The sequence below is a fragment of the Pseudoduganella sp. UC29_106 genome (assembly GCF_044055365.1).
Lineage (GTDB): Bacteria > Pseudomonadota > Gammaproteobacteria > Burkholderiales > Burkholderiaceae_D > Rugamonas.
On record NZ_CP171977.1, the window covers coordinates 3,538,578 to 3,559,599 of the forward strand.

12 protein-coding genes and 2 pseudogenes are annotated in these 21,022 nt (G+C 64.1%); 5 read left to right on the forward strand and 9 right to left on the reverse strand.

All coding sequences use genetic code 11. The features are described from left to right. Window positions 1-8: 8 nt before the first annotated feature. The 7 genes from ACHMW6_RS17920 to ACHMW6_RS17950 all read right to left on the reverse strand — a co-directional run bounded on the left by ACHMW6_RS17920 (window position 9) and on the right by ACHMW6_RS17950 (window position 10,431). A complete protein-coding gene (locus ACHMW6_RS17920) occupies window positions 9-1,478 on the reverse strand; it encodes a CHASE3 domain-containing protein (RefSeq protein ID WP_395408634.1) in 1,470 nt (489 codons plus the stop codon). A gap of 82 nt (window positions 1,479-1,560) precedes the next feature. Continuing rightward, a complete protein-coding gene (locus tag ACHMW6_RS17925) occupies window positions 1,561-1,947 on the reverse strand; it encodes a response regulator (RefSeq protein ID WP_395408420.1) in 387 nt (128 codons plus the stop codon). Between the two features lie 25 nt (window positions 1,948-1,972). After that, window positions 1,973-4,888 (reverse strand): response regulator, encoded by a 2,916-nt coding sequence (locus ACHMW6_RS17930; RefSeq protein WP_395408421.1) that lies wholly within the window; start codon window positions 4,886-4,888, stop codon window positions 1,973-1,975. Next, window positions 4,885-5,934, reverse strand: coding sequence for a chemotaxis-specific protein-glutamate methyltransferase CheB (gene cheB, locus ACHMW6_RS17935; RefSeq protein WP_395408422.1), 1,050 nt, complete (start codon window positions 5,932-5,934; stop codon window positions 4,885-4,887). Before cheB ends, ACHMW6_RS17930 begins: the two co-directional genes overlap by 4 nt. Then, the gene (locus ACHMW6_RS17940; RefSeq protein ID WP_395408423.1) at window positions 5,931-8,462 is read right to left on the reverse strand and encodes a chemotaxis protein CheW; all 2,532 of its coding nucleotides are present in this window, start codon (window positions 8,460-8,462) and stop codon (window positions 5,931-5,933) included. The genes cheB and ACHMW6_RS17940 overlap by 4 nt, the downstream gene beginning before the upstream one ends. Then, a complete protein-coding gene (locus ACHMW6_RS17945; protein WP_395408424.1) occupies window positions 8,459-9,964 on the reverse strand; it encodes a CheR family methyltransferase in 1,506 nt (501 codons plus the stop codon). The genes ACHMW6_RS17940 and ACHMW6_RS17945 overlap by 4 nt, the downstream gene beginning before the upstream one ends. Further along, entirely contained in the window at window positions 9,961-10,431 is a 471-nt protein-coding gene (locus tag ACHMW6_RS17950; protein WP_395408425.1) for a chemotaxis protein CheW, read from the reverse strand. Before ACHMW6_RS17950 ends, ACHMW6_RS17945 begins: the two co-directional genes overlap by 4 nt. A 772-nt stretch (window positions 10,432-11,203) precedes the next feature. Between ACHMW6_RS17950 and ACHMW6_RS17955 the strand changes: the two genes are divergently transcribed. Then, on the forward strand, window positions 11,204-12,340 hold the full coding sequence (locus ACHMW6_RS17955) for a CapA family protein (protein WP_395408426.1): 1,137 nt from the start codon (window positions 11,204-11,206) through the stop codon (window positions 12,338-12,340). A 110-nt stretch (window positions 12,341-12,450) separates the two neighbouring features. On the opposite strand, the gene ACHMW6_RS17960 is transcribed toward ACHMW6_RS17955, so the two are convergent. Further along, complete coding sequence (locus ACHMW6_RS17960; protein ID WP_395408427.1) at window positions 12,451-13,368, reverse strand: LysR substrate-binding domain-containing protein; 918 nt, start codon at window positions 13,366-13,368, stop codon at window positions 12,451-12,453. Between the two features lie 141 nt (window positions 13,369-13,509). On the opposite strand from ACHMW6_RS17960, the pseudogene ACHMW6_RS17965 reads away from it, so the two are divergent. From ACHMW6_RS17965 to ACHMW6_RS17975, 3 genes and pseudogenes are all read left to right on the forward strand, one after another. Continuing rightward, a pseudogene (locus ACHMW6_RS17965) lies at window positions 13,510-14,567 on the forward strand (porin). A gap of 19 nt (window positions 14,568-14,586) precedes the next feature. Continuing rightward, window positions 14,587-15,373, forward strand: a pseudogene (locus ACHMW6_RS17970) (substrate-binding domain-containing protein). Between the two features lie 53 nt (window positions 15,374-15,426). Beyond that, window positions 15,427-16,755 carry an MFS transporter gene (locus ACHMW6_RS17975; RefSeq protein ID WP_395408428.1) on the forward strand — a complete coding sequence of 443 codons (1,329 nt, stop codon included), beginning with the start codon at window positions 15,427-15,429 and terminating at the stop codon, window positions 16,753-16,755. A gap of 20 nt (window positions 16,756-16,775) precedes the next feature. On the opposite strand, the gene ACHMW6_RS17980 is transcribed toward ACHMW6_RS17975, so the two are convergent. Then, window positions 16,776-18,362 carry a beta-xylosidase gene (locus ACHMW6_RS17980; protein ID WP_395408429.1) on the reverse strand — a complete coding sequence of 529 codons (1,587 nt, stop codon included), beginning with the start codon at window positions 18,360-18,362 and terminating at the stop codon, window positions 16,776-16,778. Between the two features lie 244 nt (window positions 18,363-18,606). Here ACHMW6_RS17980 and ACHMW6_RS17985 point away from each other — a divergent pair, with 244 nt between their 5' ends. Next, entirely contained in the window at window positions 18,607-21,009 is a 2,403-nt protein-coding gene (locus ACHMW6_RS17985; RefSeq protein ID WP_395408430.1) for a WD40/YVTN/BNR-like repeat-containing protein, read from the forward strand. The last annotated feature ends 13 nt before the right edge of the window (window positions 21,010-21,022 follow it).

Genomic DNA, 21,022 nt, shown 5'->3' on the forward strand with positions numbered 1-21,022 from the left:
ACACCTGACTAGACAGCTTGGGGATGCACCAGACGCCGCAAGTCCATCGACAATCCAGCCAACTGGGACGCCGTCTGCAGGGTCTGGGTCGAGCTGGTTTCCGTTTCCTGGGTGGCCTGCGCGACGTCCGATACAGCGATGCGGACCTGATCTGCCGCCGTGGCCTGCTGCTTGGTGGAAAGTTCGATCTCGCGCACCGCCTCAGTAGTGGTATTGACCAAGTCGGCGATCTGCTTGAAGGCTAAGGCCACGTCGGCAAACTGGCGCGCACCCAAATCAACTGCCTTGGCTCCCCCCTCGGTCGTCATGACGGTAGTATTGACAGCGCTACGAACGTCATCGATCTGGATTCTGATGCCCTTGGTCGCCCCAGCGACGCGATCCGCCAGCTTCCGGATTTCTTCCGCCACGACGGCAAACCGGCGCCCGGCCTCGCCCGCACCGCTGGCCTCAATGGTGGCGTTGATGGCGAGGATATTGGTCTGTTCAGCCAACTCTGACACAATATCGAGCACCGCCCCGATCTCTTGCGATTTGCGTCCCAGGTCAAGCATGTGACTGACCACCAGATCTGTCTGGCGCCGGATGCCAGCGATCGATTCCTGCCCCTTTTCCACTGTGCTCTCACCGTTGCGCGCCGACAGTGCGGTCTGCTCTGCGATCTGCGCTACGCGCTGCGCACTCTCGGCAATCTGGCGCGACGTCACCCCCAGTTCACTGATGGTGGTGCTGATCTCGCTCATCGCGTTCGCTTGCTCTCTGGCGCCCGATGCTTGCTGGGTGGCCGCGGCTTGCAGCTCGGCCGAGGAGCTTTGAACGTGCCCCACCGCCATGCCCAACCGGTCCGTCAGCGAGCCAGTGATCGTAAATCCCGCCGCGATCACGAATAGCAGGCACAGCGCGGTGCCACCCAGGATGGTCATCTTGGCAGTGCTGGCGGTGGCGTCGGCCTCTGCCTCGCGCTTACTTAGCAATTCGCGCTCCTCACGGCTAATCTGCTCGCAGACCGCCCGCAACGTATCCATGACCTTTTTGCCCTCTCCACTCAGCACAATCTTGATCGCCTCATCGGCGCGACCGGCGCGGCGCAATTCGATCGTGCGTTTCAGTTCGCTGAATTTAGCTGCCGTAAGCGCCTCTGCCTGGCTGATACGCGCCTGCTGGTTTGGATTATCGGCGGTCAGCGTGCGCAATTCGGCCAGCACAATCGTCGCGCCGGCGCTGGCCGCCTGGAACGGTTCCAGATAGCTGGGTTCGCCGGTCAGCAAAAAACCGCGCTGGCCGGTTTCAGCGTCCTTCATCTGGCTCAGCAGCCCTGTCACATGCTCCAGCACCCGCTGCGTGTGCGTCACCGAGGTCGCCGTGGCGACCAGCATATAGATGCTCCAGTACGCGGCGACTCCTATCCCCACCAGGAAGGTGGACGACACCGCAAAGCCGAAAGCCAATTTCCTGCCGAAGGTCCAATTTTTATTCATGTTCAAGCACTCCCTAAATCGGCGGACTGGCCCGCCTGTCATGACATGGGCGCGTGGCGCCGGCTCTGTCCCGCTGGCACCGCTATTCCGGCAGCGGCATGCTGGTCCCACCAGTGATGCGTTGCACTTCAGCCAGGAAATCGACATAATTGATCGGCTTTTCGATGTAGCCGTCAAAGCCGCTCGCCAGCAAGCGCTCACGATCGCCCTTCATCGCGTACGCGGTCAGCGCGACCACCGGCACGGCGCAGGTACGCGGATCGCCTTTGAGTATGGCAACAGCGGCGGTCCCGTCCAGTTCGGGCAGTTGTACGTCCATCAGGATCAAATCAAGCGCCTCTTGTTGGGCAATTTCGATGCCCGGCAATGCGCGGTCAGCGCAAAACAGCGTATGCCCTTCACTTTCCAGCACAATGCTGGTCAGCAGCATATTTCCCGGTGTGTCTTCCACGATCAGTATCCTTGCCATTCCGATCTCCCTCGCCCGATCATTGTCACGACAGCGGCCCGCTGCCGCGCTGCTGCAAAGCACGACGAACCTCGAACAGGAATTGTTGGCGGTTAAAGCTGCCTTTTTCCATAATGCGCAGCACCTGTCCGTTCAAGCGCTGCTTGTCGTTCTCGCCGACGGTTCGATCGCTCAGCACCAGAATCGGCAGGTCGGCCCCGGCGCCACGCTTGCGCAATGCACTGATCACCTCAAAGCCGCTGATATCGGACAGCACCAGGCCGATGATGAGCAAGTCGACCGTCATGTCTCCCACCGCCGCCAGCGCGCCAGCCCCGTCGGTAAAACACCGCACTCTGTAGTTCAATGCTGCCAGGTCCGCACTCAGCCGCGCGGTGGTGGCCGCATCATCGATGATCAGCACGCTGGGCGCCAGCGCCCGCTCGCTGCCCAGTCCCAGCGCATACACGGCATCGCGCAGGCTGTCATGCGAAACCGGCTTTTGGAGAATCTGAGCCGCTCCCAGCACACAGGCTTTCATCTCTTCGGCCACGATGGAGACGATGACCACCGGCACCCCTTCCAACCGGCGATTGCTTTTGATCTCGTCCAACACCGCCCAGCCGCTGGCATCCGGCAGCAGCAGATCAAGTGTGATCAGGTCCGGCACTTCCTGGCGTGCCATGGCCAGGGCCGAGACGGCGTCGTGGGCGCAGCTCACCGCCAACCCTATGCTCTCCAGATGGACCCGCAATAGCTGAGCGGCGTGTTCGTCGTCCTCGATCACCAGCACCCGCCGCGCCGCCGATGTCGGCGCTACCGCGCCAGTGTCCGCCGACAGCGGCAGCCAGACCGAAAACCGGGAGCCCTGGCCAGGCGCGCTGCTGACACCGACGGTGCCGCCATGCAGTTCCGCTAACCGGCTCACCAGCGCCAGGCCCAGGCCGCTGCCCTCGTGCTCGCGCGAGCTGGAAGCATCGATTTGACGGAAACTCTGGAACAGCACCGACAAATCGTCGGCGGCAATGCCAACACCGCCGTCACACACCCGGACCTCGAGGAAATCGATCGCGACACCAGGCGGCAGCGGTAACATGCGGCTCGCCCGCACCGGGTCCGGGGCGTAGCCCACCGTCGCGCGCTGTGCCCGATGGAGCGACAAGCTCACCTGCCCGCCGTCGCGGCTGAACTTCACCGCGTTCGACAGCAGGTTGTACACCATCTGGCGAAACCGGCGCAGATCGACCTGAACCTGTTCCAGTTCAGAACAGGGAACGAAGGTGAGATCGATGCTGCGCCGGGCCGCGCCATCCTGCACAATCGACAGACTGGCCCGTAGCACGGCGTTGACGTCGATATACTCCAGCCCCAGCTGCATCTGGCCCGCTTCCACCTTGGACAAGTCGAGAATGTCGTTGATCAGCCCGAGCAGGTGGCGTCCGCTCGCCAGTACGTGCCCAACGCAGGTGCGCTGCTTGGGGCTGAGCGGACCAGCCAGACCGCCCGCCAGCACATCCGAAAAACCGATGATGGCGTTCAGCGGCGTGCGCAGTTCATGGGACATATTCGACAGGAATTCTGACTTGAGCCGGCTGGCCTGTTCCAACTGGCGGTTCTTCTCGTCGACTTCAGCCTGGCGCTCCTCCAGCGCACACACAGCCAGCTCCAAGTCATGATTCTTTTGTTCAAGTATGGTCAGCAGCTCGGCACGGCTCTCAACCAGCGCGCGGGCGGCGCGCATCTCAGCCGCCTCCAGCTCCTTGTTCATCAGCTCTACCCGGATGCGACGGCTCTCGTCCTCAAATTGCTTGCGTCGCAATTGGGCCCGCAGCCGCGCCTTGAGCACATCGAAATCGCTCGACTTGAGCACGTAGTCGTCGGCCCCGGTTGCCAGGCCTTCGATCATCGCTTCCCGCTCCTCCATCGCCGTCAGCAAGATCAAGGGGATATCGCGGGTGGCGGCGTCGCCCTTCAGGCGGCGGCAGGTTTCGGTGCCGGACAGGCCGGGCATCTGGCGATCGAGCAGGACGCAATCGACCTGCTGTACCGCCGTCAGGGCCAATGCCTGCTCACCCGACTCGGCCAGGATGACCTCGTAGCCCTCGGCACGCAGCACCTCGGCCAACCCGTATAAATAGGTTGGGCTGTCGTCCACGGCCAGGATGCGCTGCCCACCGTGCAAGGGCGCCGCAAACCGGCCGGCGTGCTCCACGTTGCGCAACACGGCCGCCAGCCGCGCCAGCAACAAGCCGGTGTCGCCATCCTTGCGGACGAACGCGTCGGCGCCGGAGTCGAGCGCGTGGAGTTCGGCGCCATCGCCATCGGCGCCGGTCAATAAGATGCAAGGGACGGTGCGCAATGCGGGGTCCAGACGCAGCTTGTGGATTACCTCGGCGCCGTCGATGCCCGGCAGCAGGCTGTCCACCAGCACCGCTGTGGGCCGCTTTAGCGCCATCGCGCGCAAGCCGGCTTCGCCGGAATCGGCCAGTGCCACCTGGTAGCCCTGCTCACGCAGTAACTCCGCCAGCTGCTCGCGGTAGGTCAGGCTGTCGTCGATCACCAGCACCAGGGGCCGCAAGTCCGGTGCCGGGCCTGCGTCCGCGAGCAACTGCAGCGCACGCGCCAGCAGACGATCGCGGTCGTAGGGCTTACCGAGGTAATCGTTGGAGCCCGTCAGCATGCCGCGCACCCGGTCGCTGACCTGTGCTTCGTTTGACAGTATCAGGACGGGCAAGCGCACCCCGGCGGCGCTGGTACGCACCGTTCTCAGCCAGTCGATGCCGTCGCCATCGGGCAGCATGACATCCAGGATCACCAGGTCGACCGCCTGCTCCGCCATCACGGCATCGGCTTCAGCCAGGGTGGCACAAGCCACGGTCCCGATCTGGCATCCGGCGAACGCCTCCTCCAAGTCGGCGCGCACCGTCAAACTGTCATCGATGATCAGCACCGAGGCCGTCATGGCCTGCCCCCAGACTCGTGGTACGCCAGCGCAGCCAGCGCCGGGCCGATCTCGGCCAGCGGCAAGATGCGCTGGGCCGCGCCCAGCATGGCGGCCTCGCGCGGCATGCCATAGACCACGCAACTGCTCTCGTCCTGGGCGATAGTGGTCGCACCAGCTGCGCGCAACGCCAGCAGCCCGCGCGCGCCATCCTGGCCCATGCCGGTCAAGAGCACCGCAGCAGCCGCCGGCCCGCACTCCTGCGCCAGCGATTCGAACAGGACATCGACCGAGGGCCGGCACGACAAATGCGCCGGTCCACGCTCGCAGACCAGCCGCCGGCCCCGCAGTTGCAGATGCAGATCGGGGCGCGCCAATACCACGCCGCGGGCTGGCAGCGGCTGATCATCCTGTGCCAGCCGCACTTCCAGCGCACAATGGTCGTTCAGCCATTCGGCGAAAGCGCTGCCAAACGGCTCTGCGATGTGGATGACCACCAGCAGCGGCAGCGGGAAATCGGCCGGCAGCGCGCCCAGCACGTCGACCAGGGCACGCGGTCCGCCGGTCGATGCCCCCAACGCCACCAGGCGCAGCCGTTGCGCCGAAGCCAGCGCTGCCGGCAGTTCCCGCGCCGGCGGCGGGGCGATGCGCCGTCCGCGCAGGTGGGTGACCACCCTGATCCGCGCCACCAGCTTAAGCATGGCCAGGTAGTGTCCGTCCCAGCCCTGCTGCTCCGGCCGCGGCTTCTCGATGACATCCAGTGCACCGGCCGCCAGGGCATCGTACGTGCGGAACAGCTCGCCACGGTTGACCGACGACGAGACCACCAGGATCGGGGTCGGACAATAGGCCATGATGTATTCGGTGGCGGCCAGGCCGCTCATGACCGGCATCATCATGTCGAGCGAGATCACGTCCGGCCGCAGCGCATGGCACAACTCGATGGCTTCCTTGCCATCTTCGGCCGTGCCGACCACTTCAAACGCCGGGTCGGCCGCCAGCAGCTCGCACAGATGCATGCGCACCGTGAGCGAATCTTCCACCACCAGTATGCGCAATCGCGTCATCGCTGCACCAGTTCCCCGATCTGCGCCAGGAACGCAGTCTGATCGAATTCGTTTTTGACGATATAGCCGTTGGCGCCCACCGCGCTGCCGCGCTGCCGGTGCGCCGGCGTATCGAGCGAAGTCACCAGCAGGGCCGGGATCTGGCTCAACTGCGGATCGGCGCGCACGGCGGCGATGAAGCCGAAGCCGTCCATGCCCGGCATTTCGACGTCGACCAGGAACAGTGCGTAACGGCAAAGCCGCGCCAGCTCCAGGCCCTCCTCGGCCGACGCGGCCAGCGCCACCTGGTAGCCGGCCGATTCCAGGATACTGCTCTCCAGCATGCGGGTAGTGAGCGAGTCGTCCACAATCAGGATCGGCAAGGCGGGCAGAGCCGTGACTTCGGCGCCGCCGCGCTGCCGCACCAATGCCGCGCCCAATTCTTCCGGATCCAGCACCATGCGCGGCTCGCCTTCGCTATCCAGATACAAGCCTAGCACTATCGGCTCCACCGCCAACAACGGCGGCAAGGCGCGCAGCACCACGTTGTCGATCCCCGCCAGGCGCTCAGCGGCCAACGCCAGCAGTTGCCCCTGGCTGCGGATCACCACGGCCGTCATGGCGCGTGGCGTCCACTGATGCGTGCCACGCCCGCCCAGCGTAAGCGGCAACAGCGGCAGCAATTGTTCTTCATAGACGATCGCGCCGCCATCCGCCGTCTGCACCACCTGCTCGAACGGCACCCGCAGCGTACCGCACACCGCATCCAGCGGCAGTGCCCTGGCCTGCCCGTCGGCCTCGACCAGCAGCACATCCAGGGCCGCCAGCGACAGCGGCACGCACAACTCGAACGTGGTGCCGTCGCCGGCGCTGGTGCTGGCATAGGCTTTGCCGCCCAATTGCGCCATCGCAGCGCGCGCCACGTCCATGCCGATGCCGCGCCCCGACAACTCGGTGACCACGCTGCTGGTGCTGATGCCGCCTTCCAGCAGCAGCGCCAGCAGGCCGGCGTCATCAGCGGGCACCGGGCGACCGCCCTGGATCAGCAAGCGCCGCAACGCGCCCAGGTCCACGCCGCGGCCATCGTCATGGCAACGGAACCAGGCCATGTCGCCGCGCCGGCTCACATCCAGCGTGACGCGCCCAGCCGGCGCCTTGCCGGCAGCGCTGCGCTCGGCCGGCGTTTCGATACCATGCGCTACCGCGTTGCGTACCATCTGCAACAAGGCGCCCAACACCGCGTCGAGCACTTCGCCATCGATGCGCAACTGGCCACAGCGCGCCTCGAACCCGACAAGCTTGCCGCTGCTGTGGGCGGCATCACGCGCACAGCGCTCCAGGGTGCTGAAGATGCTGGCCACCGGAATCAGGCGCAGGCGCTCGCCAGCGTCGCGGGTCTGGCGCAGCTCGCGATCGATGCGCTCGGCGCCGCCGGCCAGGCTGCGCTCCAACGCACCCAGCTGTTCGACCAGGGCGCGTGCGCCATGCGGCGCCGGCTGGCCCACCGCCAGCGCCAGTTTGCGCACGGCATCCAGTGTGCCAATCGCGCGCCGCATGCCCGCCAGTTCGTTGCCGATTTCGCCCAGTCCCTCCAGCAGCACGTCTACTTCCAACACGTCGGCACGGACAACACGCAGCGGCGCATCGAGCCGCTGCTCCGGCGCGGACGCTGTGGCCGGGACCGTGGCCTCGGCTACGGCCTGCGGCAACTGGGCCAGGCGCATGCTGACCTGGTCGAGTGTGGCCAGCAGTTGGTCAACCATGCCACGCGACAGACGCTGGGGCCCGCTGCGTAGCGGTGCCAGCACCTCTTCCATGCCATGGATCAGGTCGGCGATCTCCACCTGGCGCACTACCCGTGCCGCCCCCTTCAGCGTGTGCGCCCAGCGCAGCATTAGCCCGAGCTGCTCCGCACCATCTCCGCCCTGCTCCAGCTCAAGTATGCCCTTGCTCAGTTGGTCGACCAGCTCGCGCGCCTCGATGCGAAAATAGCGGTAAGGATCTTTAGCCATGCTGCCCCCGCGGTGAGCGCGCCGTGCGCCGTTCGATCTGTTCAGCCAGTAAACGAACTGCAGCACCGGCACCACGCCGTCTTCGATACGCACCGCCTCGCAAGCCGGCGCGCCAGCGTTACCGTCGGCCGCCACGATCACCTGCTGGGCCGTGGCACAGATATGGGTCTCGAAAGTATCGAAGGCCAACGCCAGCGGCGCGCTGGCCCGCAGCAGTACCAACCAGCGCGGCGCGGCCACGCCGCGCTGGCCCAGTAACGCGGCCAGCTGGTAGACGGGCACGATCAGGCCCCGGAAACCAGTAACGCCCAGCAACTCTGGCATGGCACTGGGCAGTGCCGTGATGCGCCGATCGACATGCAAGCCGCTGATGTCGGTCAAGCGGATTGCATGTCGTTCGCTGCCGACGCGTATCAGCAGGAAGTTGACGCTACCGGCGGCCGGCGGCGTCGGCGCCAGCGCGAAAGAACGGTCGAACTGCTCGCGCAGGGTGCGTGCGCTGCGAACTGGTGTTGTCGCAGATGGGGTTGCTGTCATGCCGCCGCTCCAAAAGCTGCCAGCTCGGCCCGGCACAACCCGATCAGGGCGCTGCGCGGGAAGCCACCGCCAAACAGCAATAAGCGCGCAGGATCTTCATGTTCCAGCAGCAGCAAGGCCTGGGCCAGATCGCGCCGCGCCGCCTCGGCTTCGCCCCTGCGTCGTTCCAGCACACCGATATGCAGGCGTGCCAACGCGAATCCGGGATCGAGGTAGGCCGCGCTGCGATAATGCTTCAGCGCCGCATCGAAGTCGCCACTCCCTTCGCGGCACAGCGCCAACACATAATAGGCGCCGGCATGCAGGTCGTCGCGCTCCAACAGTTGGCGGCAAACCTGCTGCGCCGGCACCAATGCGCCACTCTGGCTGAGCGAGACGGCCTTCAGCAGCAGCACTTCCGGGTCGTCGGCGTGTTCAGGCGGCAGCTGTCCGATCTGGGCCAGGCTCTGCGCGAACTGTTCCTGGCGCAGGGAAAGCAGCGCCTGATGCAAGTCGGGTTGCGCCGGCGCCGTACGGTTCGCCTGCCTCGCCGGCATCGTCACCGCCAGTGAATGAATACGCTGGGTCGCACGGGTGATCACACCGCCCCACCAAGCTGGATCGTCCATCTGCACAGGACGCACCGCTGCGCCGCGCCAAGGCAAGGGACCTGGCGCGAGTCCCAGTGCCGGCTCACCGCCGCCCGGTTTGCGCTTGTAATAGAAGGTGCCATGGCTCTGGCACAAATGGAAGTCATTCGACAAGCCGCGCAGGGTTTCCGCATGCCCCAGGAACAGGTAGCCGCCCGGAGCCAGGCCCGTCGCAATCCGGGCCACCGCAGCCCGCGCCTGCGCTGGACTGAAGTACATCAGCAGATTGCGGCAGAACACGATATCGTAGCGGCCCGGAGCCCACAGTTCGGCATCATCCAACGCCAGGTTGCGCTGCTCGAATATGACCGCCCGGCGCACGGCGTCGCTTAGCACGTGCAGCTCGCCATCCCGCGTAAACCAACGGCCGAGCAACTCAGGACGCAGTTCGCGCAGCGACCATGACGTATAGCGCGCACGAGCTGCTTTCGCCAGCATGACAGGATTGGCGTCAATGGCGCGGATCTCTACACTATGCGGCCCCAGCCCCTCCGCCTCGCGCGCGGCGATCGCCAGCGTGTAGGGTTCCTCGCCCGAGGCGCAGCCGACCGATAGCACGCGCACCGGCTCGCCATGACTGCGCGCTTGCTGGCAAGCCGGCGCCGCCAATTCGGCATAGGCCTGAATCTGCTCGGCACTACGGTAAAAATAAGTTTCAGTGACGGTCAGGTCGGCTGCCAAGCGATGCCAGGCGGGCGCTGATGCGGGTTCCGCAGCCAGGCGCGACAGATACGCCGCACCGTCGCTGGTGATCCGCATGGCCAGCACCCTCGCCAGATGGCCCAGCTTGGTGTCGTCGAACTGCAGTCCCAACCTGGCTTCGATCATGTCGCGGAATTGAGCCACTTCGGTCGGCAGCAGTTCCTGCATCATGCCCTGTCCTCCCGAGCCGCCAGCACTTCCCACAGGGAGTCCGGCACCAGCCGGCTGGCTTGCAGCACCATCAGCAATTCAGAGTCCTGGGTGGCAATGGCCTGCACCAGTCCAGCATCGGCGCTATCCAGCAGGGGGGCGGCATCGGCCAGCATGGCGGCCGATAACAGGCGCACGCCGACGACGTCGTCTACCGCAAGCGCCAGCCTGCGCTCGCCTAAAGCCAAGGCCACATAACGCTCCCCCTGTGCCGACGGGCCTGCGCCGACCAGGCGCGCACAATCCACGACCGGCACGGCCGCTCCGCGCATCAGGGTCAAACCCAGCAGGAAGTCCGGCATGGCAGGCACCGGGTCGACAGGCAGTGCGCGCATGATTTCCTGGACGTGAACCAGCGGCAACGCATACAGCCGCTGCCCACTTCGGCACAGGAGCACAAGATTCGATGATTCACGAACGTATGCCATGGATGCTCGACTTCCTGGATCAGGACGACAAAGTAAAGGTGACGCAGCCCATGTAACCTGAGCTCATCCCACCGCTAGCGTTCAATAGATAGCCGACAATCAGCGACAACAGGCATAGCGCACTTGATTACGCACCTGTATGACGGGGATATGCCAGCCGAAACAACGGATGCCGCGCCCTCGCCGGGCGCGCAATCATTCCGGGCAGATACGATGATCACATAAGAGACGGGCAGTGAATCTATCCAATAGTCACCTCATTGCGCGCCATCTTCCGGCAAACGCTCCCATTACCCGATCGTTTTGACTCGACGAATTGTCAGGTGGGCCATCGCGGATCAAGCCTAACGACATTCCGACAATCTCCGACGTGCCTGGCCTTCCAAACTTTCGTGGATGTATATTTTTTTGCGCAAGAAACACGCTGTAATACTATTTTTGGATTTAAGGTGAATGGCGGGAATTTGAAGTTTCCCGCGTAAAAAATTGTTATTTTCCCCGGGATCGCGGCGTCGCACACCGGACACAGGACGATGGCAGGCAGACCGCGGCGTCGATACCCTTGGTCACCAAGTGGAAAGAGTGCCAATTGTCGATGCCGGCATGCCCTGCCGTATCATGGTAATGCGCGCCTGCGGGCCGATACGGTCAATTTGTGTGCTATCGGCGATTTGTGGACTTTGGCGGAAGGCAGGGCCGTTCCCGTTTGTGTGGACGAAAGAGCCGCTCGCCACGAAGCGAGTCCATTTTTGCGGGACTCCGAAGAAGGAGGATGCTCATGCAATCGGCACAACCCTCACGCGGCATCACGCTCTTCATATGTGGCGACGTGATGACTGGCCGAGGCATCGACCAGATTCTTTTACACCCCGGAAAGCCCGGCCTCTTCGAACCCTGGGTTCGCTCTGCACTGGAATATGTGCAACTCGCCGAGGCGGCGAGCGGCCCAATCCGACGACCAGTGGACTTTGTCTACGTCTGGGGTGATGCGAGGAATACCTTGCAGCGCGTGGCGCCAGACTTACGCATCATCAATCTGGAAACCGCAGTGACCACCAGCGAGCATGCATGGCCCCACAAAGGCATCCACTACCGCATGCACCCCGATAATGTCCCCTGCCTCACTGCTGTTGGCATCAACTGCTGCGCGCTCGCCAACAATCATGTGATGGACTGGGGTTATCAGGGCCTGAAGGAGACGCTCGACAGACTGCATCAAGCCGGCATCGCCACGGCCGGCGCCGGTCTCAATGCCGATGAAGCGGCCGCGCCGGCCGTCCTGGATGTACCCGGCAAGGGGCGGGTACTGGTTTTTGCTTGTGCCACGGAAGACAGCGGCGTGCCGCCGGAATGGAGCGCGGGTCCGGCCCGGCCGGGCGTGAATTTCCTGCCCGACCTTACGGCACACAGCCTGGGGACCATTGCGCGGCAGGTGCGCGCAGCGAAACAGGCTGGCGACCTGGTGGTGATATCCCTTCATTGGGGCGGAAACTGGGGCTTCGGTATATCCGCGCAACAGCAGAAATTCGCGCACGGCCTGATTGAATTGGCCGCGGTCGACGTGGTATACGGCCATTCTTCCCACCACGTGAAAGGCATTGAGGTCTACCGCGATAAGCCCATTCTTTACGGTTGCGGAGACTTTCTTAACGATTACGAAGGGATTGGCGGCCATGAACAATTCCGTGGCGACCTGGCCTTGATGTATTTCCCCACCCTGGATGCGGGCAGGCTCACCCGCTTTGCGATGACGCCCACCCAGATCCGGCATTTTCGCGCGAACTCCGCGCCCGAGCCGGGGGTTCGATGGCTGATGGCCACGCTGAACCGGGAGGGACGGCAGTTCGGCACCCAAGTGGACAGGCTGTCGGAGCAGGACCTGCTATTGCATTGGCGGGTGCCAGACTGAACCCGGAGCGGCGATATGCTGCGCGCTTGGGAACCAGTACCAATATATTCGCTCCCGCCCTGGCCCTATACGCTAAATAACAGGCAAGCGCAGTAGCGACTGGATGGCTGCTACCTGGAACGAGGCGCCCGCTCGCGGATCAGTGCTTTCGAGAGCATCTCGAACAACGTGCGCGCCGCAGGCGCCATGGCGTGATTGCGCTTGCTGATCAAGCCCAGTGTCCGATGGATCGCTGGATTCACGAGAGGCACACCAACGATCGTATCCGGCCGCCCAGGCAGGACGGACAAACCCGGCACCGCGGCGACGCCCATGCCCGCCTCGACCAGCGCCAGCACGCCGGATACGTGATTGACCTCGCAAAAGATGAGCGGATGCTTCTCGACGCCCGCCAGCGCGGCGTCGATGACGCTGCGGTTGCCGCTCGACTTGGCGACCGAAATATACCGTTCGCCCACCGTGTCCTTCCAGTTCAGCTTCTTGCGGCGCGCTAAGGGGTGATCGCTCCGCATGGCCAGCACATAGCGCTCCTCATAAATCGGTTCGAAGACGATTTCCGCGTCTTCCGCGCCGGTGAAATTGATCCCGAAATCCGCCTCCCCCGCCAGGACCAGGTTCAGCACGTCCTGCGCGCTTTCGTCGTGGACGCGCACCCGGATGCGCGGAAAGCGTTCACTGAACTGCTTCAACACCTCGGGGAGGAAATGCCAGACGGCAGACGGCACGCACGCAAGGGTCACCGTGCCCGTCCGGTGCGCCGCGAGGTCGGCGACACCCAGCACAGCGTCCTCCAAACCGTCGAGCGCGGTCCGGACATTGACGAGGAAGGTTTGCCCCACATTGGTCAACTGCACGCGGCGCGTAGTGCGCTCGAACAGCTTGACGCCAAGGCCCTCTTCCAGCTTTTCAATCCGCCGGCTCAGCGCTGATTGCGACAGGAACAGGTCGCTTGCGGCCTGGCGGAAACTGGCGCGTTCTGCAACGGCGACGAAGGCCTGCAAGTCGTGGAGATCGTAATTGATGCGCATGATGCATTAATACGCTGGAAAATTGCAATTATCAAATTATGCCATTTGGGGGATGATTCATCCACTGAACATTCAGCCTCATCAAGAAGGCACCCAAAAGGAGACATTGTGCGCCATTCCTGCGCCCTTACCGCACTGCTCATGGCGAGCGGCCCCTGCCTGGCACAGTCAGGCATCGACCTTTACGGCATCGTCGATGTCGGCGTGCGCGCCACCAGCGACCTTAGCGCAAACAATGCGCCCACCCTGCCCGGCCATACCACTGCAGTCAGCAGCGGCGTGAACCAGACCAGCCGCTGGGGCTTCAAGGGCAAAGAGGCACTCGGTGGCGGCTGGGCCGCGCTGGTTCGCCTGGAGGGCGGCATCAATGCCGACACTGGCGCTTCGGCCAAGAGTGATCGCCTGTTCGACCGCCTGGCATGGGTCGGACTCAAACACCGTACGGCACCCTGGCCGCAGGACGTCAGACCAACCTGCTGTCCGACGCACTCGTTCCCGTCGACCCAATCGGCAAACGCTACGCCTCATTCAATCCCAACATCAACGTGGCAGGGCTCAGCAATACCGCCTTTGGCACGCATGCATTTGGCCGCCAGTACGGTCCCAGCGGCTACGCCGACAATTTCTACCGCCTCGACAATACCGTCAAATACACCGCCAACTCAGGGCCGTGGCAAGCGCGCGCCGCCTGGTCCTTCGGCGAAGTGCCCGGCGATTCATCAGCCTCGTCAAGTCATGGTGTCGCGCTGGCCTACCAGCGCCCGGACTGGGTCGTTTCCGGCGCCACCACGCAATTCCGCAGCAAGGAGGACCTACCGCTCAATGCCTGGACGCTGGGCGCAGCATTCCGCATCGCCGGCTGGGAATTCAAGGCAAACGCCGCGCGCAACAAGGCCGACACGGGAGCGGACAAAACGGTACGCCAGCGCGTGCTGTCGGCAGGCGTGAGCCGAGAGGCCCGTCCTGGCCTGCTTGTCACCACGGCCTGGTACAGCGTGCGGCGCGAAGCCACGGGCTTCGTCGACGACGGTTTTGACCGCGGCTTTCTTTTCCTCGAAAAGACGCTGGCGCCGCGCACCACGGCCTATGCCGAAGCCGATTACACCGTCTGGCGCGGCGATGCGGCTGGACTGACCGCGTCGCGCCCGAACGGCCGCCACGGCAGCGGCCTGACACTAGGCCTCATGCACAAGTTTTAACGCTCAAAAGGGAATCGCTATGCGTCCACATCACTTAAAAACGAAGGCGCTGTCGGTGTTCGCGGCGCTCGCGCTCGCTGCCACTGCGCACGCAGCCGACCTCCACGTCGTCAGCTCGGGCGGCTTTGCGCAGGCTTACAAAGACCTGTGCCGCCCCATACGAACAGGCGAGCGGCGACCGTCTGCTGTCCGCATGGGGACCATCGATGGGAACGACCAAGAATGCCATCCCGGCGCGGCTCGCGCGTGGCGAGCCTATCGACGTGGTCATCATGGTCGGCGACGCCCTCGACAAACTGATGGCCGAAGGAAAGCTCGAACCGGGCAGCAAGGTCGTTCTGGCCAACTCCCCGATCGCCTGCGCCGTCAGGCATGGCGCGGCGAAGCCGGATATCAGCACAGTCGAAGGATTGCGCCAGGCCTTCCTGCACGCATCCCACGTGGCCTATTCCGACAGTGCCAGCGGCGAGTATATCAAGCGGCAACTGCTGGAGAAGCTTGGCATCAAGCAGGCGATGGAAGGCAAGGCCGCACAGATTCCCGCCACCCCGGTGGGCGAGATTATCGCGCAAGGCGAGGCCGATTTCGGATGCCAGCAGCGCAGCGAGCTGAAACCGGTACACGGCATTGACATCGTCGGCCTGCTCCCTGAGGAAGTTCAGCTCAGGACGGAGTTCTCCGGCGCGGTTGTGCGCGGCTCCAGCCACCCGGAGGCCGCGCGCCAGCTCTTGCGCTTCCTGGCATCGCCCGCCAACGCGGCAGCCATCGAGGCATCGGGCCTGGAACCGGTAACGACGCAGCACTGAATACTATCTTCAAGCCGGCGCAGTGCGCCGGTGGTTTTTCCTGAGAGGTCATTATGACAAGCTACTCCACCATCAGCGCCGGCGTTTCGGCTGCTCCTGCCGAAACCGTACCGGTGCGCCGCACGTCCAGGCTCGGCACGGTCATCCGCGTCACCAGCGGGAACTTCATCGAAATGTATGATTTCTTCCTGTTCGGTTTTTATGCGCAGCAGATCGCTGCCGCCTTCTTTCCCGCCACGAGCGAATATGCGGCGCTGATGATGACGTTTGCCACCTTCGGCGCCGGCTTCTTCATGCGCCCGCTCGGCGCTATCTTCCTGGGTAGCTATATCGACCGCATTGGCCGTCGCAAAGGTTTGGTGCTGACCCTCGGGATCATGGCCTCGGGTACCGCACTGATTGCCTTCGTTCCTGGCTATGCCAGCATCGGCCTGCTGGCGCCGCTGCTGGTGCTGATCGGCCGCCTGCTGCAGGGCTTTTCGGCCGGCGTGGAGCTGGGTGGCGTGTCGGTCTACTTGTCGGAAATGGCAACCCCGGGCAACAAGGGATTCTACGTCAGCTGGCAGTCGGCCAGCCAGCAAGTGGCCATCATCTTTTCCGCCGCGCTGGGCTATGCGCTCAACCATGCGTTCGCCAAGGACATGATCGCCGACTGGGGCTGGCGCATTCCGTTCTTCATTGGCTGTTCGATCATTCCTGTGGTGTTCTACATCCGCCGCTCCTTGCAGGAAACCGAAGCCTACCTGGCGCAGAAGACGCATCCGACCTTCCGCCAGATGATGCAGACGATCGCCCGCAACTGGCCCCTGGTCACCGTCGGCGCCATGCTGGTCGTGCTGACGACTGTCGCGTTCTACATGATTACGGTGTACACGCCCACGTTCGGCAAGAACGTCCTCAAGCTGAGCACCGAGGACAGCCTGCTCGTGACGCTGTGTGTCGGACTGTCGAATTTCATCTGGCTGCCCATCATGGGCGCCCTGTCGGACCGGATCGGGCGCTGGCCCGTGATGGCTGCCTGTTCGGCGCTGGTGGCGCTGACGGCCTACCCAGCGCTGTCGTGGCTGATCGCCAACCCGAGCTTTGCCAATATGGTGATGATTGAATTATGGCTGTCGTTCCTGTACGGCAGCTATAACGGCGCCACCATCGTCGCGCTGACGGAGATTATCCCCGCCCAGGTACGGACGACTGGCTTCTCGCTGGCCTACAGCCTGGCGACGGCGATGTTCGGCGGACTGACGCCGCTGCTGTCCACCTGGCTGATCGAAGCCAGCGGCGACAAGGCTGCCCCAGGCTACTGGCTGGCAGGCGCGGGCGCCATCAGCCTGGTGGCGACCTACCTCGTGTACCGCGGCATCGTCCGGGAGCGGAAGGCCTGACGGGCGCGCCCGCCATCGCGCTAGCGTTTCCCGATCGGCTCCAGCGTCACCAGCACCACGTCATTGCTGCGCATCGGCACGGTCAGCGCATAGACACCCGACTTGCCGATGCTGACCTCGCGCTCCGTCTCCGGCGCGTCCTTGGTCAAGGCCGTGAGTTTATCCAGTTGCGCCGGCGTAAGCTTGTCCGGCATGCCCATCTCGATATAGGCCGTGTGGGCGTCATTGGCACGGAAGCCGGTGCGGCGCACCTGCAGGCGGTACTTGCCAGGTTTGGCATGGCGGATCGAGAACGCCAGCGGCACGGACGGCGTCGCCGGCAGCACCCTGGTGTAGAACGAACGGTTGCTGACCGGTTGCTGCGGCTGCTGGAAGTCCCAGGCCACGGCGCGCACGGCCAGGCCGTCGCTGGCTGCCATCACCTGTCCATCCTGCGCCGGAATCTCCTTGCCACTCAAGGCGTGCAGGTATTTGTACGAGAAATAAGGCGCCTTGCGCACGCCCTGCGGGTTCATCAGGCCGAAGCCGCCTTCAAACGGCTTCTTCTGGGGTCCCGGTTCTTCGAACAGATCGGTGTAGGTCCAGTAGCTCATGCCCTGCACCAGGCCCTTCGTACCCTTCAGCTTGCTCAGGATGTAGGCTGCGCCGATATAGGAATCGTGCACCCTGTCGCGCGGATTGTAGCTGGTGCTCCATTCGGTGAAATACAGCGGCAGATGCGGATACTTCGACGCCGAGATCTGATCGCGCACCTTGCGCACGTCGGCGATGATGGCATCCGGTGAAGGCGACAGTTTGGTGTCCTCAACGCCCTTCTCGTCCAGGAAGCCGCTATCCACGCCATAGGTGTGAGTGGTCACGAAGTCGACCGCCGCGCCGCTCTTCGATACATGATCGAGGAATTCCGGCACCCAGGCCGCGCCGGCCGTGGAAGGTCCGCCGACGCGCAAGGCCGGGTCGATCGCCTTGATCGCCTTTGCGGTCACGTCGTACAGCTCGAAATACGCCTTCTGGTCGCCGCCCTCCCAGAACCCGTCCAGGTTCGGCTCGTTCCACACTTCGAAGAACCAGCTGCGCACCTCTTCCTTGCCATAGCGTTGCTGGCAATGGGTGACGAACGCAGTGATGAGGTCGCGCCAGCCTTCCAGCTCAGGGTGCGAGGTATAGCCTTCCCAATAGAAGATCTTCAAGTCCGACGTGGCCAGCGCCTTCGGCGTGAAGCCCAGTTCGACGAAAGGCTTGATCTTGCGCGCCAGCAGGTCGTCGTACAGCTTGTCGATGCCGGTCCAGTCATAGACCAGCTTGCCGTTTTCCTTCTTCACCGTTTGCAGGACATCGTGGAAAATCGCGTGGAAGCGGATGTAGCGGAAGCCCGTTTCGTCGACCAGGGTCTTCAACTGGGCCATGCTGTCGTCGCGCCGCAGGGTGCCCGGGTAATCGGAACCGACCGACAGGTCAAAGAAGCGGTCCAGCGGCTGCTCCGCCTTGGCGACGTCAAGCACGACCTGACGCGCGCCAGGTTTTGCAGGCGTGGCGGCCATCGCCACGGTTTGCGTTAGGCAGGCAGCGCCCAAGGCTGCGAGGCAAATGTGCTGCAGGTGCTTCATCCGTCTGACTCCTTATGGTTTCTTATCGTGCGGCCGATGCTAACACCGCGAATCCGGCCTGGATACGAACGGAATGCAGCTTCGATTAAATTGTTGCCGGGTTCGGTGATTTTCATAATCACGGCGCCTTGGCCAAGCCGCTGTGAAATTTCATTCAAGGCGTTGGCGATCTTTGGAATTGCCAGGATATGCGGCCACTCCCACAATCCATTTGGCGGCAATTACACTATCTGGAGGGGACCGTATGAAGAAACTCAAAATGAGGACGATCGTCCTGTCGATCATCGCAGCGGGCCTCGCCGCCGGCTGTGGCGGCGGCTCAGGCGGCACAGCCGGCACAGGCAGTACTGCCGCACCGAGCAGCGCCGGCAACACATCGACCTCAAACGGCGCCGGCGGCACGCCCGGAACCGGCAGCGCACCGGATACTGGCAGCACCGGCAACGCCAACAGCGCGCCGGGCAGCAAGGCCACCACCTGGAGTAGTGTGAAATGGGGCGGCGGCGGCTACGTCACCGGACTGATTTTCCATCCGACCACCGCCAACCTTCTGTATGCGCGCACCGACATCGGGGGCGCCTATCGCTGGAACCAGGCCACCTCGTCCTGGACACCGCTCACCGACGGCCTGGGTTTCGGCGCAGCCGAGAGCAAATACCACGGCATCGAAAGCATTGCCCTCGATCCGAACAACGACCAGCTGGCCTACATGGCGACCGGCATGTACACGTTTGAAGGTAACGGCCGCCTGTATATTTCGAGCGACCGCGGCGACCACTGGGCATACGTGGACTTGCCATTCCCGATCGGCGGCAACAATAGCGGCCGCGCCATGGGCGAACGCCTTATGGTCGATCCGAACAAGCCCTCTACCCTGTTCTACGGCTCGCGCACGGCCGGCCTCTGGAAGAGCGCCGACGCGGGCAAGACCTGGGCCCAGGTGACATCGCTGGCATCGGCCAGGATGACCCAGGATCAGGTCAATGCCGTTGGCGGCAGCGCAATGGGCGTCGAACTGGTGGTGTACGACACGGGGACCAAGGGCAGCGGAACGGCCACTCAGACCATCTATGCCGCCATCGCGCCGGACTACGCCAGCGCGGCGGGCCTGAGCGCGAACATGTACAAGTCCGCGGATGGCGGCGCAACGTGGGCGCCGGTGGCGACGCCGGTGTCCGGCTACCATATCCCGCACATGACGCGTGCTGCGGACGGCATGTTCTATGTCGTATTTACCAAAGATGCGGGTCCCGGCGCCGGCGGCCCGGGCCGCTTCTACAAGTTCGACGGCAGCAACTGGACCCTGCTCAAGAGCGAAGACCCGAATGGCGGAACCAACTTTGGCCTCGGCGGCGTGTCCGTGCAAGGCAGTGGCGCCACCGCCCGCATTGCGCTGGGCGTGACCAACTCCTGGGGCAGCTGGAACGGCCAGCAGATCGTGCAACTGTCCGATGACGGTGGCAAAACCTGGCGCGAAATCGAAGCGACCATGCCGGGGGAAACCACCTCGGGCTGGGTCGACGATGTCGAGATCGATCCCTCCAACCGCGACCACATCCTGCACGTGCACGGCGGCGGCATCGTGGAAACCAGGAATGCTTCCGCTGCCACCCCAAGCTGGAACGGCGCAATCAGCAATATCGAGGAGACCGCCACCCTGGCCCTGACCGCGGCGCCGGCCGGCGCGCCGTACAAGTTCATTAACAGTGCCGGCGACATCGGTACCTGGCTGCAAACCGACCTGGCCAGCAAGCCCACCCTGGGCCCCACGCCCAACTGGAGCAACGGCAACTCCGCCGACATGGCATGGTCCGATCCGCTCTATATCGCCGGCGCCGGCGTGGCCAACTGGTCCGGCGCGGGCGGCTTTGGCTTCTGGTCCGGCGACGGCGGCAAGACCTGGTCGAACTTCGCGGCCCTGCCCGCCGGCGCCCAGGCCAACACTGGCTCCGCAGGCAATATGGTCGTCCCATCGCGCAACAACGTGGTGTGGGCGCCGGCCAACTCGGTGCCGTCCTACACCACCAACAGCGGCGCGAGCTGGACCTCGACCAACCTGCCGGCGCTTGCCGTCGTCGGCCAGGGCTGGGACCGCGGCTACCGCCTGGCCGCCGACCGCAAGAACCCGAACAAGGTCTATGCCTACGATTCAGGCGGAGCAGCGTGGGCCACGGCGGGCAAGGTCTACGTCTCGGCCGATGGCGGCCATAGCTTCGCACTCAGCCAGGGCTCGGTGGCGGCGAACCTGGCGCCGAACGCCTATTGGGCCACTTCGATGGCGGTCAACCCCAACGCCGAAGGCGACCTCTGGCTGGCCGACGGCAACACCGTCTACCACTCGCTGGACTCCGGAGCGAGCTGGAGCAAGCTCAACAACTTCGCCTCCGGCGCCGGCCTGCAGGGCGCCAGCGTGATCGCACTGGGCAAGGCGGCCAACGGCGCCAAGTACTCGGCCGCGGTCTACGTGGTGGGCACGGTCAACGGCGTGTGGGGCGTATACCGCTCCGACGATGCCGGTGCGAGCTGGACCCGCTTCAACGACGACGCCCACCAGTTTGGCGGCATCGGCGTGATGGCGGCGGACCAGAGCACCTATGGCCGGATCTACGTTTCCGGCACCGGCCGCGGCCTGCTCTACTCCAATTAAGGGCAATCGGCCG

What these genes read in the sequence shown, in the direction of transcription:
- ACHMW6_RS17920 (WP_395408634.1), bottom strand. Translation starts at nt 1,478, where the DNA reads ATGAATAAAAATTGGACCTTCGGCAGGAAATTGGCTTTCGGCTTTGCG.
- ACHMW6_RS17925 (WP_395408420.1), bottom strand. Translation starts at nt 1,947, where the DNA reads ATGGCAAGGATACTGATCGTGGAAGACACACCGGGAAATATGCTGCTG.
- ACHMW6_RS17930 (WP_395408421.1), bottom strand. Translation starts at nt 4,888, where the DNA reads ATGACGGCCTCGGTGCTGATCATCGATGACAGTTTGACGGTGCGCGCC.
- cheB (WP_395408422.1), bottom strand. Translation starts at nt 5,934, where the DNA reads ATGACGCGATTGCGCATACTGGTGGTGGAAGATTCGCTCACGGTGCGC.
- ACHMW6_RS17940 (WP_395408423.1), bottom strand. Translation starts at nt 8,462, where the DNA reads ATGACAGCAACCCCATCTGCGACAACACCAGTTCGCAGCGCACGCACC.
- ACHMW6_RS17945 (WP_395408424.1), bottom strand. Translation starts at nt 9,964, where the DNA reads ATGATGCAGGAACTGCTGCCGACCGAAGTGGCTCAATTCCGCGACATG.
- ACHMW6_RS17950 (WP_395408425.1), bottom strand. Translation starts at nt 10,431, where the DNA reads ATGGCATACGTTCGTGAATCATCGAATCTTGTGCTCCTGTGCCGAAGT.
- ACHMW6_RS17955 (WP_395408426.1), top strand. Translation starts at nt 11,204, where the DNA reads ATGCTCATGCAATCGGCACAACCCTCACGCGGCATCACGCTCTTCATA.
- ACHMW6_RS17960 (WP_395408427.1), bottom strand. Translation starts at nt 13,368, where the DNA reads ATGCGCATCAATTACGATCTCCACGACTTGCAGGCCTTCGTCGCCGTT.
- ACHMW6_RS17975 (WP_395408428.1), top strand. Translation starts at nt 15,427, where the DNA reads ATGACAAGCTACTCCACCATCAGCGCCGGCGTTTCGGCTGCTCCTGCC.
- ACHMW6_RS17980 (WP_395408429.1), bottom strand. Translation starts at nt 18,362, where the DNA reads ATGAAGCACCTGCAGCACATTTGCCTCGCAGCCTTGGGCGCTGCCTGC.
- ACHMW6_RS17985 (WP_395408430.1), top strand. Translation starts at nt 18,607, where the DNA reads ATGAAGAAACTCAAAATGAGGACGATCGTCCTGTCGATCATCGCAGCG.